The sequence below is a fragment of the Bradyrhizobium symbiodeficiens genome (assembly GCF_002266465.3).
In the GTDB taxonomy this organism is placed as follows: domain Bacteria; phylum Pseudomonadota; class Alphaproteobacteria; order Rhizobiales; family Xanthobacteraceae; genus Bradyrhizobium; species Bradyrhizobium symbiodeficiens.
In genome coordinates, this window is record NZ_CP029427.2 from 5,272,199 (window position 1) to 5,288,773 (window position 16,575).

Here is a 16,575-nt window from a genome sequence, read left to right on the forward strand (position 1 = left end):
ACACCCGCGCGGGCGTTAGAGCAAGGCCTTACGTTCCGGCCGACGCGGGCGCAGTGCCTGCCGAAGCGTTGAGCAAGGGATGACGCATTTTCACACCTTACGCCGCGGGTCAAACTGGCCCACTATCGGGCCATTTCACCATGCAAGCGCATCAGCGAATGTTGGATTCGACACCTGACGGCCAAAATTCCGGCGCGCCTCCGCTGCTGCGGACGATCGGACTCACCAAACGCTATGGCGATTTCCTCGCCAACGATTCCATCGACATCGATATCCGGCCGAGCGAAATCCACGCGCTGCTCGGCGAGAACGGTGCCGGCAAGTCGACGCTGGTCAAGGCGATCTATGGGCTGATCCAGCCCAGCGCCGGCGAGATTCGCTGGCAGGGCCAGCCGGTCGTGCTGTCCGGTCCCTCCGAAGCACGCAGCCTCGGCATCGGCATGGTGTTCCAGCACTTCTCGCTGTTCGACAATCTCACCGTCGCCGAGAACGTCGCGCTCGGCCTCGACGGGAAAGAGTCCTTCAAGGACATGTCGGCGCGACTGGAGCAAGTATCGAAGACTTACGGCCTTCCGCTCGATCCCAGATGCGAGGTCTGGCAATTGTCGGTCGGCGAGCGCCAGCGCATCGAGATCGTCCGCGCGCTGATGCAGGATCCGAAATTCCTGATCCTGGACGAGCCCACCGCCGTCCTGACGCCGCAGGAAGCCGATCAGCTTTTCATCGTGCTGGAGCGGCTTAAGGCCGAAGGCCGCGCCGTCCTCTACATCAGCCACAAGCTCGAGGAGGTGAAGCGGCTCTGCGACACTGCCACGATCCTGCGCGGCGGCAGGAAGGTCGAGACCTGCAATCCCCGGCGCGAGACCGCCGCTTCGCTCGCACGCATGATGGTCGGCGGCGACATCAAGGAAGTGAAGGCGGCATCCGGCCGGAAGACCACCGTGCCACGGCTCGTCGTCAACGATCTCTCGCTTGTGCCAGCCGAGACGCATGGCGTGCGGCTCGAGCACATCTCGTTCGAACTGAAGGGCGGCGAGATCCTGGGCATCGCCGGCGTCGCCGGCAACGGCCAGGACGAATTGTTCGCCGCGCTATCCGGCGAGCGTCTCTCGAAGGATCCCGGCACGGTGGTGATCGAAGGCATTGCCGCCGGCCATCTCTCGATCACGCAGCGACGCAAGCTGGGAGCAGCCTTCGTTCCCGAAGAGCGGCTCGGCCATGGTACCGCGCCGCGCATGAAGCTGTCGGAGAACGCGCTGCTGACCGGGCACGCGGCCAGCGGCATGGTCCATCACGGCTTTATCGACACTGCCGCCACGCTGAAGACGGTGGACCGCGCGACCGAAACCTTTGATGTTCGCAAGGCCAAGCGGGATCCCGAGGCTGCCAGCCTCTCCGGCGGCAATCTGCAAAAATTCATCGTGGGACGCGAGATCCTGCGCAACCCCGCGGTGCTGGTGGTGAGCCAGCCGACCTGGGGCGTCGATGCCGGCGCCGCCGCCGTCATACGCCAGGCGCTGCTCGATCTCGCAACCGCAGGCGCCGCGGTGCTCGTGACCAGCCAGGATCTCGACGAGCTCACCGAGATCGCCGACCGCATCGCCGTGATGTTCCACGGCAAGCTGTCGGTACCGCTCGCTACCCGCGAGGCCAGCCGCGAAAAGCTCGGCCTGCTCATGGGCGGCAGTAGCCTCGAGCCGAAGGAGGCCGCGCATGCAGCTGGTACTTGAGAAGCGCGCCGAACGCTCTGGCGCGATCGCGCTGGTCTCGCCGCTGATCGCGATCGGCCTCACGGTCGTGACCATGGTCATCCTGTTCGCGATCCTCGGCAAGAATCCGCTGCTCGCACTGCATGCCTATTTCATCGCGCCCTTGACCGATGGCTATTCTCTGCAGGAGATCGCGGTCAAGGCGACGCCGCTGGTGATGATCGCGATCGGGCTGTCGCTCTGCTATCTCGCCAATGCCTGGAACATCGGCGCTGAGGGACAATTCCTGATGGGCGCGGTTGCCGGAAGCTGGATCGCGGTGAAGACGCAAGGCACCGACGCCGGCGCCTGGGTGCTGCCGGCCATGCTGGTGCTCGCCGCCGCGGCAGGTGCGCTCTATGCGCTGATCCCGGCGATCTGCAAGGTGAAGTTTGGCGCCAGCGAGATCCTGACCAGCCTGATGCTGGTCTATGTCGCCGACCTCTTCCTCGACTATCTCGTGCGCGGGCCCTGGCGCGACCCCAACGGCTTCAATTTCCCGACCACGGCCGAGTTCGATCCGGTGGCGACCGTTCCATTGCTGATCGAGGGCGGCCGGCTGCATCTCGGCTCGATCATCGCGCTTCTTGTCGTCGCCGCAGCCGCAATCCTGCTCGGGCGCACCATCAAGGGGTTCGAGATCCGCATCGTCGGCGCAGCGCCCCGCGCGGCACGGTTCGGCGGCTTCAATGCCAACCACCTGATCATCCTGACCTTCGCGGTGTCAGGCGCGCTCGCAGGGCTTGCCGGCATCATCGAGGTGGCAGGACCCGTCGGGCATCTCCAACCCGGCATTTCTCCAGGCTACGGTTTTACTGCGATCATCGTCGCCTTCCTCGGCCGGCTGAACCCGCTTGGAATATTAATTGCAGGACTTTTCCTTGCACTGACCTTTATCGGCGGCGAGCAGGCGCAGATCGCGATGAAGATTCCATTGGATGTCACCAAGGTCTTTCAGGGCATTCTTTTGTTCTACGTGCTCGCCTGCGATTCCCTGATCCTCTACCGCTTCAAGCTGAGCTTCCCGAACCGCCAGGTGGCCCGTGGAACTCATTGAAGCCATCGTCCTGGCCGTGCTCGCCGCGTCCACGCCGCTCCTGATCGCCGCGACCGGGGAGCTCGTGACCGAGCGCTCCGGCGTGCTCAATCTCGGCGTCGAGGGCATGATGATCGTTGGCGCGGCCTGCGGCTTTGCCGGCGCCTGGCTCACCGGATCGGTCTTCGTCGGCGCGCTGTTCGGCATAGTCGCGGGCACGATGATGTCGCTGATCTTCGCGCTGATGACGCTCGGGCTCGCCGTCAACCAGGTGGCAACGGGTCTCGCGCTGACCATCCTCGGCGTCGGACTGTCCGGACTGATCGGCGCCGGCTTCGTCGGCGAGCGCATCACGCCGGCAGTCCATCTCGCCATTCCCGGCCTTACCGACATCCCGCTGGTCGGGCGCGTGCTGTTCGGCGAGGATGGCTTCGTCTACGTCTCCATTGCCCTCGTCATTGGCGTCTGGTGGTTCCTGTACCGCACGCGGGCGGGATTGATCCTGCGCGCCTGCGGCGACAATCACGTCTCCGCGCATGCGCTCGGCTATCCCGTGCTGCGCATCCGGACCTTCGCCGTGATGTTCGGCGGTGCCTGTGCGGGCCTTGCCGGCGCTTATCTGCCGCTCGCTTACACGCCGTTCTTCATTCCCGGCATGACCGCGGGCCGCGGCTGGATCGCACTGGCGCTGGTGGTGTTCTCGTCCTGGCGGCCGGGCCGCCTCGTGATCGGCGCCTATCTCTTCGGCGCGGTGACGATCCTGCAGTTGCACGCGCAGGGCTGGGGCATCGGCATCCCCTCGCAATTCATGTCGGCGCTGCCTTATCTCGCGACCGTCATCGTGCTGGTCCTGCTCTCCCGCGCGCGCAGCGGCGGCTCGACCGCACCGGCCGCGCTCGGCACCGTGTTCGTGCCGGACCGCTGAATTTCATTTCCGCAACGGGCGCGATGGGGCGCGCAAGTTGCGAATCGTGACTTTCCCCTGATGTCTGGAGATCGATGATGAGGAAATCATTTCTTGCGCTGGCCACCGGACTCTTGCTTGCCGGCAGCGTCAGTGCAGCCTCCGCCGCCGACAAGCTCAAGGTCGGCTTCATCTATCTGGGCCCGATCGGAGACCTCGGCTGGACCTATCAGCACGATCTCGCGCGCCAGGCGCTGGTCAAGGAACTGGGCGACCAGATCGAGACCACCTATCTGGAGAACGTGCCCGAAGGCCCCGACGCCGAACGCTCCATCGAGCAGCTCGTCCGCGCCGGCAACAAGCTGATCTTCACGACGTCGTTCGGTTACATGGATCCAACGCTGAAGGTCGCGAAAAAATATCCCAACGTGCATTTCGAGCACGCCACCGGCTACAAGCGCAATCCGAACATGTCGACCTACTCGGCCAAATGGTGGCAGGGCCGTTACATTCAGGGCCTGATCGCGGCCAAGATGTCGAAGTCCGGCGTGCTCGGCTACATCGGCTCGTTCCCGATTCCGGAGGTCGTCTCCGGCATCAACGCGACGATGCTGGCGGCGCAGACCATCAACCCGAACATCAAGGTCAAGATCATCTGGGCCAACACCTGGTTCGACCCGGGCAAGGAGGCCGACGCCGCCAAGGCCCTGATCGACCAGGGCGCCGACGTGATCATGCAGCACACGGATTCGCCAGCCGCGATGCAGATCGCCAGCGAACGCGGCAAGCTCGCCTTCGGCCAGGACTCCGAGATGATCAAGTTCGGGCCCAAGACCCAGCTGACCTCGATCCTCGACACCTGGGGCCCTTACTACATCGAGCGGGTCAAGGCCGAGCTCGCCGGCACCTGGAAGTCCCAGGACAGCTGGGGCGGCCTCGACAGTCACATGTTCGCGATGGCGCCCTACACCAACATGCCTGACGACGTGAAAAAATTGGCTGAGGATGCCCAGGCCGCGATCATCGCGGGCAAGCTGCATCCGTTCAAGTGCCCGATCATTGGGCAGGACGGCAAGCCGGTCGAGTGCAAAGGCGGCGATCACCTCGACGACGGCCAGATTCTCGGTATGAATTTCTATGTGAAGGGCATCGACGACAAGCTGCCGGGCAAGTAGCACGCTTCTTGCTTTATCCAAATCACCTGCTCCTCCCGGAGGAGGTTCGGAGGGGGTGGCCAGAAGCACCCGGCACTTGTGGTCGCCCCCTCTTTCATTCCATCCGCATGGCCTGCGCCGCCGAACTGTGGCGACGGATGAGGTTCTCCACGTCGAGGCCCGGGATGGCGCCATCGATCACGGCCCATCTTCCCGCCACCATCACCCGGTCGGCCCGATGGGCTCCGCACAGCACCAGCGCGGCCAAGGGGTCGCCATGGCCGGAGAAGCGCAGCTCGTCGAGCCTGAACAGCGCGAGGTCGGCCGCCTTGCCGACCGCGATCTCGCCGAGTTCCGGACGGCCGACGCAGGCCGCCGAGCCCTTGGTGGCCCAGCGCAGCGCATCCTTGTGGCTGACTTTCGCTACGCCGTAGCGCGCCCGTTGCAGCAGGAAGGCGGCACGGACCTCCTGCATCAGGTTCGAGCCGTCGTTCGAGGCCGAGCCATCGACACCAAGCCCGATGCCGACACCGGCCTCCTCCATCTCACAGACCGGGCAGCAGCCGGACGCCAGCAGCTGATTGCTGCACGCGCAATGGCTGATGCTCGTCTTCGCCTTACCGAGCCGTTTCATCTCGTCGGCGTTGAAAAATATGCCGTGGGCGAGCCAGGTTCGCGCGTCGAGCCAGCCGCATTGTTCGAGATAGTCGAGCGGACGACAGCCGTACATCTGCTGGCAGAATCTGTTTTCGTCTTCGGTCTCGGCGAGATGGGTGTGCAGGCGCACGTCGAGCTTGCCGGCGAGATCGGCGGTGGCGCGCATCAGCGACGTCGTCACCGAGAACGGCGAGCACGGCGCCAGCGCGATCTGCACCATCGCATCCGCGCCGCGCTGGTGATGCCTGGCCACAACGCGCGCGCTGTCAGCAAGGATCGTGTCCTCGTCCTGCACCACGCTGTCAGGTGGCAAGCCACCGTCGCGCTGCGACAGGTTCATCGAACCGCGCGTGAGCAGCACCCGCACGCCGAGACGCTTCGCCACGGCGACCTCGATATCGACGGCGTCCTCGAGGCCCGCAGGGAAGACGTAATGATGGTCCGTCGTGGTGGTGCAGCCCGAGAGCAGCAATTCGGACATCGCCACGGTGACGCCGAGCTCGAGCGCCTCGGGCGTCAGCCTCGCCCACACCGGATAGAGCGCCTTGAGCCAGGGGAACAGCTCGCGATCCATCGCTGCCGGCAATGCTCGCGTCAGCGTCTGGTAGAAGTGATGGTGGGTGTTGATCAGGCCCGGCAGCACGACGTGTTCGCTGGCATCGAACGTTGCGGCGTCAGCGGTCGCAGGCGCGGCGCCGGCCGGCACCAGCTCGACGATCCGGCCATCCTTCACCACGATCCCGCGCGCGGCGCCATCGGCGAGGATGGCCAGCGGATCCCGGATCCAGATCGGCGTTGCATCGCTCATGATCCTGCTTCTCCCTTACATCCGCTGACAGGCCTGCCGGGTAAGGCCGGCCCGGTCACCTTCGCGCGACCACTTGTTTGTTGCGACTTGGCTCCGGTCTTGCAAGACTCATCTGCAAGACTCATCGGCACGATTCACCGGCGAAAGCTTTGGCGCAGCCATGGATTTGAATACCATCACGACAGTGGCCCATCCGCAAACACGGGCACAATTGCCGGCCTGGACGGCCGGCGATGCCTGGCTCGCGGGCGGGACCTGGCTGTTCTCGGAACCACAAGCGCACCTCGCGCGGCTGATCGATCTCACCGATCTGAAATGGCCGGCGCTGACGATCAGCCAAAGCCATCTCTCCATCGCCGCCACTTGCACGGTCGCGCAACTCGACGGACTTGCCTGCCCGTCCGATTGGCTCGCCGCGCCGCTGATCAACCAATGCTGCCGCGCATTCCTTGCGTCGTTCAAGATCTGGAAGACCGCAACCATCGGCGGCAATCTCTGCATGTCGCTGCCGGCGGGACCGATGATCTCGCTGACCGCGGCGCTCGACGGCGTCTGCACCATCTGGAAAGCCGGCGGCGGCGAGCAGCGGATTCCCGTTGCCGAGTTTGTCACCGGCAACCAGGGCAACCGCCTGACGCCGGGCGACCTGCTCCGGCAGATCGATATTCCAGTTGCCGCGTTGAAGCGCCGCACGGCCTTCCGCCAAATCTCGCTCGCGCCGGTCGGCCGGTCGGCGGCCCTTCTGATTGGCAGCCTCGATGCCGATGGCCCGCTGACGCTGACGGTCACGGCCTCCACGGTGCGGCCGATCCAATTGTCGTTCGCCAAGCCGCCCGATGCGGGCGCGCTTCGCGATGCGATCGTCCAGCAGATCGGGGACGATCTGTACCACACCGACATCCACGGCCAGCCGCTCTGGCGCAAGCACATGACGCTACGGCTCGCCGAGGAGATCCGCGGCGAGCTCTCTGCCGGAGTACCGTCATGAGTTTCGAGGTTAACGGCAAGCCGTTTGCGCAGGCGCCGCGCGCCGGCCAGTGCCTGCGCACGTTCCTGCGCGAGCTCGGCCATTTCGGCGTGAAGAAAGGCTGCGACGCCGGCGACTGCGGCGCCTGCACCGTGCTGCTCGACGGCGAGCCGGTGCACAGCTGCCTGATCCCGGCGTTCCGGGCCGAGGGACGCAGCGTGACCACGATCGAAGGTCTGGGCGGAGACCACGGCACGCATCCGATGCAGCAGGCCTTCCTCGACGCGCAGGGCTTTCAATGCGGCTTCTGCACCGCCGGCATGATCCTGACCTGCGCCTCGCTGAACCAGGCGCAGCGCACCGATCTCGGCGCGGCGCTGAAGGGCAATATCTGCCGCTGCACCGGCTATCGCGCGATCGAGGATGCATTGCTGGGCAAGACCAATGTCGAGGCCAGCGTCGAGGCCGGCGCTGCCTTCGGCCGCAGCCTGCCGGCACCCGCAGGCCCCGATATCGTGCGCGGCAATGCGCGCTACACCTTCGACACCGCCATGGATGGCCTGCTTCACGTCAAGCTGGTGCGTTCGCCTCATGCGCACGCCAGGATCGTCGCGATCGACAAGTCGCACGCCCTTCGCGTTCCCGGCGTGCACGCGGTGCTGACGCATGAAGACGCACCTTCGATGCTGATCTCGACCGCGCGGCACGAGATGGACTGGATGGACCCCGAGGACACCCGCGTTCTCGACGACGTCGTCCGCTTCATCGGCCAGAGAGTTGCCGCAATCGTCGCCGAGAGCGAAGCCGCCGCCGAGGAGGCGTGCCGGCGGATCGAGGTCGACTATGAGATCCTGCCTGCGCTGATCGATCCGGAGCAGGCGATGGCGCCCGGCGCGCCCATCATCCATCCCGACCGCACCACCGCGAACCGCATCGCCGACGCTCAGCGTAACCTCGCCGCGGAGACGCATGGCGAGTACGGCGATGTCGCAGCGGCGCTCGCAACGTCTGCCGTCACCTACGAGGGCACCTTCCACAGTCATCGCGTCCAGCACGCGGCGCTGGAGACCCATGGCGGCCTCGCCTGGCTCGATGAAGCGGGCGTGCTCAATGTCCGCACCTCGACCCAGGTGCCGTTCCTGACCCGGCGCGCGCTGGCTGATATCTTCGAGCTTCCTCCCGACAAAGTTCGCGTGTTCTGCGAGCGTGTCGGCGGCGGGTTTGGCGGCAAGCAGGAGATGTTCGTCGAGGACATCCTGGCGCTCGCTGCGCTCAAGACGGGTCGTCCGGTGAAGCTGGAGCTCACCCGTGAGGAGCAATTCATCGCGACCTCGACGCGGCACCCGATGCGGGTCCACATAAAGGCCGGAGCGGATGCCAACGGCAAGCTCACCGCGCTCCAGCTCGACGTGCTCTCCAACACCGGCGCCTACGGCAATCACGCCGGCCCGGTGATGTTCCATTCGCTGTCCGAGTCCATCGCCGTCTACAATTGCCCGAACAAGCGGGTCGACGGTTACGCCGTCTACACCAACACGGTGCCGGCGGGCGCGTTTCGCGGCTATGGTCTGCCGCAGACGCTGATCGCAATCGAGGCCGCGATCGACGAGCTGGGCAAGCAACTCGGCATCAACCCCTTCGAGATGCGCCGGCGCAACATCGTCAGGGACGGCGATCCCATGCTGTCGCCGCCGCCGTCCGAATTTCACGACGTGCTCTACGGCTCCTACGGGCTCGACCAATGCCTCGACCTCGTCGAACGCGCGATGCAGGCTGATGGCCCGCAGCCGGACCTGTCGCCGGACTGGCTGATCGGCGACGGTGTCGCGCTGACCATGATCGACACAGTGCCGCCGGCGGGCCACCTCGCCGACGCGACGATCGCGCTGCGCAACGACGGAGGTTTCGATCTCACCGTCGGCACCGCTGAATTCGGCAACGGCACCAGCACGGTGCACCGGCAGATCGCCGCGACCACGCTGGCGACCACCGTCGACAGGATCCGCCTGCGCCAGTCCGACACGGCCCATGGCGGCCACGACACCGGCGCCTATGGCAGCGCGGGCATGTTCGTCGCCGGCAAGGCGACGCATGCGGCTTCCATGCAGCTTGCGGCCGAATTGAAAGCGGCCGCCGCCAGCACGTGGCTCTGTGACGTCCAGGGTTGCGTGCTCGAGGACAACGCCGTCGTCAGCGGCGTCCGGCGCATGCCGTTTGCGGAACTGGTGAAGCTCGCCCGCGAACGCGGGCAGCCGTTCGCAGGCAGCGGCAACTCTGCGGGCACGCCGCGTTCGGTCGGCTTCAACGTCCAGGGTTTTCGTATCGCCGTGAACAAGGCCACCGGCGAGCTCAGGATACTCCGGAGCGTCCACGCCGCGGACGCAGGCGTCGTCGCCAATCCCATGCAGTGCCGCGGTCAGGTCGAAGGCGGTGTTGCGCAGGCGCTTGGTGCTGCGCTCTACGAGGAGATGGTGATCGACGCCGAGGGGCGCGTCACCAACCCGAAATTCCGCGACTACCACCTGCCCTCCTTCGCCGACGTGCCGCGCACCGACGTGTTCTTCGCCGAGACGTCCGACACGATCGGGCCGCTAGGGGCGAAGTCGATGAGCGAGAGCCCGTACAATCCGGTCGCGGCCGCGCTCGGCAATGCGATCGCGAATGCCACCGGCATCCGCTTCACCGCGCCGCCGTTCAAGCCGGACCGGCTGTTTCCGGCGCTGCACGCGAAGTTCGGGGACTAGCTGCCGCGATAGGTCGAATAGCTCCAGGGCGTGACCAATAGCGGCACGTGGTAGTGCCCCTCCGGCTCGCTGACGGCGAAGCGCAGCGGGATCTCGTCGAGGAATGGCGGGTCCGTGAGCTGCACGTTGCGCTCGGTGTAGTATTTGGCAACGCTGAATTTGAGCTCGTAGCGGCCGATCGGAAGCGGACGACCACCGATCAACGGCTGATCGGTGCGACCGTCGGCGTTGGTGACCGCGCGCGCGATCACACGGCTCTCACCGAGGCTTGCGAGCTCAACGAGCTCAATCGGAATCCCCGGCGCCGGTTTGCCAATCTGATTGTCCAGCACATGGGTCGAAAGCCGGCCGTGCACCTTCAGCTTGTCCTCGGCGGCAACGAGCTGATCGAGCCGCAACGCGGAGATGCGGCCGATCTCCTCGATCGCACGGCGCGTCTCGGTCTTGGCGATATTGCGCAACCGTGTCTCGAAGTCGTTCAGCACGGAATCCCTGGTGTGACGCCGCACGCAAACGATATAGGGGAAGCCGAATTTTTCGCGGTAGGCGTTGTTGACGCGCTCGAATGCGGCGTATTCGGCCTCCGACAGCCGGTCGAGGCCGGCGCTGTTCTGCTCCTCGGTCGATTCCTCGGTGAGGCCCGCCGCACGCTGGGTCTTGTTGGCGAGGTCGGGATGCGCCCGGAGCAGCGCCAGCTGCACGTCGGGTTCGGCGCTCTGGATCGCCGCCATCAGCGCGGCGTGCAGCTGGTTGACGCCGGCGAACGGCCGCTTGCCGGCGAGCTGCTCGGCGATCCACGGGGAATATTCGACGACATTGGCGAGCACCGCGACGAAGTCGGCCTTGGCGGCGGCGTTGAGGTCAGACAGCGAAATTTGCGACATCGTGCCTCAACCGATCTCGAATGCGCTGGCGGCAAGATGCGCGTGTTTGTCGTGCCAGTGCTGCGCGATCTGCAGCCGCGTCGGCACCCAGACGCGCTCGTGCTTGCCGATATAATCCAGGAAGCGCATCAGCCCCGCGGCGCGGCCGGGCCGGCCGGCGAGACGGCAGTGCAGGCCGACCGACATCATCTTCGGCGCGATCTCGCCTTCGGCGTAGAGCACATCGAAGGCGTCCTTCAGATAGGTGAAGAATTGCTCGCCCTCGGCAAAGCCTTGCGGGTTGATGAAGCGCATGTCGTTGGCATCGAGCGTATAGGGAATGACGAGCTGCTTGCCATTCGCGCCCTTGATCCAATAGGGCAGATCGTCGGCATAGGAGTCGCAGAGATAGAGGAAGCCGCCCTCCTCCATCAGCAGACGGTTGGTGTTGATCGAGGAGCGACCGGTGTACCAGCCGAGCGGCCGCGATCCGGTGGCCTCGGTGTGGACGCGGATCGACTCGGCGATCTCGGCGCGCTCCTGCGCCTCGGTCATGTCCTTGTGCTCGATCCATTTCAGGCTGTGGCTCGCGATGTCCCAATCCGCCTCCTTCATCGCAGCGACGATTTCAGGATTGCGCTTCAGCGCGGTGGCGACACCGAACACCGTGGTCGGCCAGTTGCGCGCGGTGAACATCCGCCACAGCCGCCAGAAGCCGGCGCGCGAACCATATTCGAACATCGACTCCATATTGGCATGACGCTGGCCGGGCCAGGGCTGGGCGCCGAGCACGTCGGACAGGAACGCTTCCGAGGCGCGATCGCCGTGCAGGATGTTGTTCTCGCCGCCCTCCTCGAAATTGACCACGAACTGCACCGCGACCCGCGCATGGCCGGGCCACTCGGGGTGCGGCGGGTTGCGGCCGTAACCGCGGAGATCGCGCGGGTAGCGTGTGTCAGCCACTCAAACTTCCTCGAAGCGGATCGGCAGCGCGCCCTTCCACAGCACGCTCTTGCCCAGCGTCGCCAGGTTCTCCAGGCCCGAGGTCAGCGTGATGAAGTGATTGCCGGCGAGCTGGCCCATCTTGCTGGCAAAATGCACGCCGCCATAGGCCATCAGGATCTCGGTCTCGCTGATGCCGCCGGGATAGAGGATGATCTGGCCCGGCGCGGGGTAGCTGGTGTGGTTCTCGTAGCCGACGCCGAAATCGAGATCGCCGAGCGGCATCCACACGCCCTCGCCGCTCCAGCGCACATGGATGATGTGGCTTTCGAACGGCAGTGCCTTGCGGAAGGCGGCGACGGTCTTGGGTGCCGCTTGCTCCTCGAAGCGGGCATCGAAGGTGAAATCGCCGGCACGGATAACGAGTTTGCTCATCTCATCTCTCTGGATCGGGGCCGGTGGCCCCACGGGTCATTTTCAAGCAAAGAGCATTCCCGACAGTTTCGCGCAAGTGGCGCGGACGCATCACCTGCGGTCGTAGGACCAGCCGAAAATGCCGCTCCGCCGCGTCTCCGGTTCTGGCTCGACGGCCGGCGGCGGCGCTTGCTTCAATTCCGCCTGCGGCGGCGGGGGCGGCGCCGGCAGGTTCTCGCATTTCATGGAGTAGACCAGCTTGCCGTCCGCGGTACGCCCGATCGGCGCGCAGGGATCGGGATGTCCGGCCGCGGTCTTCGGCGCCAACTTGACTTGCGCCGACGCCGGCGAGGCCAGCAGCACCAGGACCAGCAGATATCTCGACATCGTTGTCGCCTGAAGCTCGATTGGCCCATTGAACCGGATTGCGGCGGCCAAGTCCATCGGCGCCAAAGGGCGAGCGTGCCGAATATTTAGCCGGCGTCCCGGACGAGAGCGGAGAGCGGCGCACGCTCTCCACGTCGTCATGGCGATGCGCTGGTGCAGGTCCCAGCGGCGGTGCCGTAGGGTGGGCAAAGGCGCATAGCGCCGTGCCCACGATCTCCTTCCATGAGCAACAATGCGGGGCACGCTGCGCTTTGCCCACCCTACGAGACCGAGCTTGTGGCACGCAGCTTGGCTTGCAGACATGCCTCCGCGTTCTCGCGGCGCAATTCGCCCGAGCTTTGCCTGGTCTCGCCACCCTCTGATCCAAGAGGGCACAGGGAAGGCCGGGTGCCGGCTGGCACCCGCGGTCTGCTGCGCGAAATGCACACGCAGAAAGAACCGCACAGCAGCATACAGGTGTCGCCGATCACTCGGCCTTCCCTGCGCGATGGCTGGACGGCTTATGCCGTGATCTCCCGGGAGCCGACCATTCCTTTTGGCCTCCCTCGCCCCGCGAATTTGGATGATGCAGTCTGCCCGGTTGGGCTCGCTCGCACCTTCGCAAGAGCTTGACCGTGGCAACGACGGCCAGGACCACACGGTTTTGCCGTACGCACGGCCCGCCATGTCGCCGCAGTATTCCCGAGCCCTGTCGACAAAGCCGGAAACTTACAGACGAGACGAAGCCTGACAGCGCCGTCGTCCGCACGCGGTTACGAGCTCACAGGGACTACCCGCCCTGCCCGCACCTCTCATGCCGACGCTGCCGCGTCCACCGCAACCCCGGCTCGCGAACATGACGACGACACGTCGCCCCTCTTGGGTGAGCCGGGATGGGCTATACATACGCCGAAACCGAATTTCGGTAAAGTGGAATATTTTCACGCGCGTGGATTGACAGAGGGCGACACAGGCGCGGTCCCGTAGCCCGGATGAGCGGAGCGACATCCGGGACAGTGTGAAATGCCGGGCGAGCCGTCCCGAATTACGCCTTCCGCCGTCGCTCTTCGAGCTATGGCGGACAAGTCGCTCCATCCGGGCTACGAGGGTATCGACCATCAAAAAGGGCGGCGCAAAGCACCGCCCTTATCTCGCCACCCGATCCGGGCTGCGTTGAAATGAACCGCTCAATAGGGCCCGTAGCGGTAACCCCGATCGTAATAGAACGGACTGCCGCCGCCGTAATAGCCCTGCCCGCCATAATAGCCGGGACCGCCATAGTAGGGACGCGGACCATAATAATAGCGGTTCTCGTAATAGTCGCGGCGCCGCTGCTCGGCGATCACCCCGCCGATGATACCCGCTGCGGCGCCCATGAAGGCGAGACCTGCGGCGTTCGACCCGCGCCGATAATAGTGCCGACGACGGGCCGCGCTGAAATCGGTGACGTCGGAAGAGCCCTGGCCCGCCGTGACGGGCTGCGCCGACACCGCCCCGAGGGACGCCGCAGCCGAGGGCGATGCGGAGGTTGCGACAAATGCCAGGCTTGCGAACGCGGCCAAGGCCATCTTGCGGCCGGCTCCGGAAATCATGGGTCTAACAGTCATTTTGATATTCCTGTCATCTTGCCGATGCTGCTGCCAAACGTAGGTATCTGCAAACCGGATTCAATGCGCAAACCATCGAGATAGTTTCGTGCTCGCGGCAATCCGCCACGCTTTGAACGATTATAACCAAACGGTCGTATCCCAGCTTGAACCATCGAACCTGAGCGGATAATGAACAGCCGCGCCGCTTTTCGGTCGCCGTAAGCGTTTTACGTGAACCAACGCATCAACCGACGCCGTCGGGATCGATGCCATTTGCAGGGTTCAACGTGATCGACGCGTCCTTTTCCAAGAGAAATCAGATGATTGTGGTTCGCAAACTGCCGGCGCGCTATGCGCCGATCGTGATGCCGTTCGTGCTGTCCATCCTCATGACGGCCGTGGTGTCGGTCATTTCGACGCTTCGGAGCTTAGGGGCGACGCCGGCGTTCCTCGCGACCTGGCCGGGCGCCTGGGCGCTGTCCTGGCTGGTCGCCTTTCCGACGCTGCTGGTGGTTCTGCCGATGGTGCGGCGGATCGTGACGCTCGTCGTCGCGGCCCCGCCTCAACCAGGCCGATAGAAGGCGCCTACGACAACGCTCCCAACACCCCGCGCGTCGCCTTGTCGATCTCTTCGACATAGCGGCGGCGGGCAAAGGTCTCGGTGAGGAAGCCGACCACCTTGCGGCTGTCGGTGGAATCGACCACCGCCAGCATCTCGGCTTCGGCCTCGTCGAACACCGCCATCGCCGACTTCACGTTCATTTCCGGGATCAGCACGATGTCGATCAGGCGGGCGAGCTCGATCACCTGGATCTCGTCGGCGATGGTGTCGAGATCGCTGGAGAACAAATCGGGCAGCATGACGAGACCGACATATTCGTCGGAATTGTTGACGATGACGATACCGGGCCGCGATCCCAGCACGAACTCGCGGCGCACCGCGGCGATCGTCGTGGTCGAGGGCACCTTGCCGACGTCGGAGCGCATCAGCCGCTCGACGGTGAGATTGCGCAGCCAGCCTACGTCGTTGGCGCTGCGGATGGTCTCGCCGCGCAGATGCAGGCGCCAGGTCGAGAAGGAATGGCCGAACATGAAGCGGACGCAGATCGAGGTGACGATGCAGCCGGCGAGCACCACGGCGGTGACGTCGACGTTGCGGGTCATCTCGAGCACCAGGAACGACATGGTCAGGGGGCCGCCGACGATGGCGACACCGAGCGTCGCCATGCCCGTCAGCATCGCGACCAGCGGATCGATGGCGAAGTTCGGGCTGACCAGGAGCAGCACCGCGGCAAAGAACTTGCCGATCAGGCTGCCGACGAACAGCGATGCGAAGAACAGGCCGCCGCGGAAGCCCGAGGCGAGCGAGATCAGGCAGGCCGTCACCTTCAGGGCGATGATCAGCGCGATCAGGCCGATCGTCATGTCGTGAAACAGATCGAGCACCATGGCGCCATGGCCGGCCGCCAGCACCTGCGGGGTAATGATGGCAAAGCCGCCGACGATGAGACCCCCGGCCACCGGGCGGAGCCAGACCGGCAGCCAGGCGAACAGGCGCTCGAACATCGGCGAGGAGCGCATCACGGCGATGCCGACGCCGCTGGTGATGAGCGCAAGCCCGATCAGCGCCAGATATTGCTCGACGCCGACGGCGCTGACCTTGGGGATCTCCAGCGAGTATGGCGCGCCCCCGAGCCATTGCGCGGTCAAGGCGCCGGCCAGCGAGGCTGCCAGGATCGGGGCCGCGCTGCCGACCGAATAGACGCCGACGATCAACTCACAGGCATAGAAGGCGCCGGTGATCGGCGCGCCGAACGCCGCCGCGATCGCAGCCGCAGCGCCGCAGCCGACCATCAGGCGCAGATCGTTGCGGCGCAGATTGAAGAACTTGCCGAACAGCGAGGCGATCCCGGAGCCGATTTGGGTATAGCCCGCTTCGAGGCCGACCGAGGCGCCGCAGCCGTTGGAGATCAGCGTCTGGCTCGACACGATGACGCTGTCGCGCATCGACAGATTGCCGCCGCGCAGCGCGTTGGCCTCGATCGGGTCGACCGCGTTTGAAATCTTCATGCGGCGCCGCGACCACTCCATGATGCCGAGCAGAAGCCCGCCGAGCGCAGGCGCGATCAGCGCGGCCCAGGGGCTAACGCTCGCGTGAGCCGACAAATGGACGTCGACAGGAATCCCATAGATCACCACATGCGCAAACTGGGCGATGTGCGCCATCAGCGTGACCACCGCGCCCGCCAGCGTGCCGATCACCAGTGAAAGCGGGATCAGGTAGAATTCGTTGCTGCGCAACAGGGCGCGCAACCGAACCATGGTGCGGCTGGATCCTTTGCGATCAGCGAAATGCCTGAGCCGTAGGAACACCGTGTGCCCG

14 protein-coding genes are annotated in these 16,575 nt (G+C 65.2%); 7 read left to right on the forward strand and 7 right to left on the reverse strand.

The window, feature by feature from the left end:
- Positions 1-140 precede the first annotated feature (140 nt).
- From CIT39_RS24840 to CIT39_RS24855, 4 genes are all read left to right on the forward strand, one after another.
- A complete protein-coding gene (locus CIT39_RS24840; protein WP_162308666.1) occupies positions 141-1,730 on the forward strand; it encodes an ABC transporter ATP-binding protein in 1,590 nt (529 codons plus the stop codon).
- Positions 1,714-2,805: an ABC transporter permease gene (locus CIT39_RS24845; protein ID WP_094972658.1), complete on the forward strand. Its 1,092-nt coding sequence runs from the start codon at positions 1,714-1,716 to the stop codon at positions 2,803-2,805. The genes CIT39_RS24840 and CIT39_RS24845 overlap by 17 nt, the downstream gene beginning before the upstream one ends.
- Positions 2,792-3,709, forward strand: coding sequence for an ABC transporter permease (locus CIT39_RS24850; protein ID WP_094972659.1), 918 nt, complete (start codon positions 2,792-2,794; stop codon positions 3,707-3,709). The genes CIT39_RS24845 and CIT39_RS24850 overlap by 14 nt, the downstream gene beginning before the upstream one ends.
- A gap of 77 nt (positions 3,710-3,786) precedes the next feature.
- Entirely contained in the window at positions 3,787-4,863 is a 1,077-nt protein-coding gene (locus tag CIT39_RS24855) for a BMP family ABC transporter substrate-binding protein (RefSeq protein WP_162308667.1), read from the forward strand.
- A 94-nt stretch (positions 4,864-4,957) separates the two neighbouring features.
- On the opposite strand, the gene CIT39_RS24860 is transcribed toward CIT39_RS24855, so the two are convergent.
- Positions 4,958-6,307: an 8-oxoguanine deaminase gene (locus CIT39_RS24860; RefSeq protein ID WP_094972661.1), complete on the reverse strand. Its 1,350-nt coding sequence runs from the start codon at positions 6,305-6,307 to the stop codon at positions 4,958-4,960.
- A 160-nt stretch (positions 6,308-6,467) separates the two neighbouring features.
- Between CIT39_RS24860 and CIT39_RS24865 the strand changes: the two genes are divergently transcribed.
- Together CIT39_RS24865 and CIT39_RS24870 are read left to right on the forward strand one after the other, a co-directional pair.
- The gene (locus CIT39_RS24865) at positions 6,468-7,295 is read left to right on the forward strand and encodes an FAD binding domain-containing protein (protein ID WP_094972662.1); all 828 of its coding nucleotides are present in this window, start codon (positions 6,468-6,470) and stop codon (positions 7,293-7,295) included.
- Positions 7,292-10,018, forward strand: a complete 2,727-nt coding sequence (locus CIT39_RS24870; protein WP_094972663.1) for a molybdopterin-dependent oxidoreductase — start codon at positions 7,292-7,294, stop codon at positions 10,016-10,018. The genes CIT39_RS24865 and CIT39_RS24870 overlap by 4 nt, the downstream gene beginning before the upstream one ends.
- Here the strand turns inward: CIT39_RS24870 and uraD are convergent.
- The 5 genes from uraD to CIT39_RS24895 form a co-directional block, all read right to left on the reverse strand.
- Positions 10,015-10,902, reverse strand: a complete 888-nt coding sequence (uraD, locus tag CIT39_RS24875) for a 2-oxo-4-hydroxy-4-carboxy-5-ureidoimidazoline decarboxylase (RefSeq protein ID WP_094972664.1) — start codon at positions 10,900-10,902, stop codon at positions 10,015-10,017. The genes CIT39_RS24870 and uraD overlap by 4 nt on opposite strands.
- Before the next feature lie 6 nt (positions 10,903-10,908).
- A complete protein-coding gene (gene puuE, locus CIT39_RS24880) occupies positions 10,909-11,844 on the reverse strand; it encodes an allantoinase PuuE (protein ID WP_094972665.1) in 936 nt (311 codons plus the stop codon).
- Positions 11,845-12,258, reverse strand: a complete 414-nt coding sequence (locus CIT39_RS24885; RefSeq protein WP_027566580.1) for a DUF3830 family protein — start codon at positions 12,256-12,258, stop codon at positions 11,845-11,847.
- A 90-nt stretch (positions 12,259-12,348) separates the two neighbouring features.
- Positions 12,349-12,624 (reverse strand): hypothetical protein, encoded by a 276-nt coding sequence (locus CIT39_RS24890; protein ID WP_162308668.1) that lies wholly within the window; start codon positions 12,622-12,624, stop codon positions 12,349-12,351.
- 1,166 nt (positions 12,625-13,790) lie between these two features.
- Positions 13,791-14,210, reverse strand: coding sequence for a hypothetical protein (locus tag CIT39_RS24895; RefSeq protein ID WP_094971789.1), 420 nt, complete (start codon positions 14,208-14,210; stop codon positions 13,791-13,793).
- A gap of 302 nt (positions 14,211-14,512) precedes the next feature.
- Here CIT39_RS24895 and CIT39_RS24900 point away from each other — a divergent pair, with 302 nt between their 5' ends.
- Positions 14,513-14,770: a DUF2798 domain-containing protein gene (locus CIT39_RS24900; protein WP_094971865.1), complete on the forward strand. Its 258-nt coding sequence runs from the start codon at positions 14,513-14,515 to the stop codon at positions 14,768-14,770.
- Between the two features lie 7 nt (positions 14,771-14,777).
- Here the strand turns inward: CIT39_RS24900 and CIT39_RS24905 are convergent, their stop codons facing one another.
- Positions 14,778-16,565, reverse strand: coding sequence for a chloride channel protein (locus tag CIT39_RS24905; protein WP_094971790.1), 1,788 nt, complete (start codon positions 16,563-16,565; stop codon positions 14,778-14,780).
- Positions 16,566-16,575 lie beyond the last annotated feature (10 nt).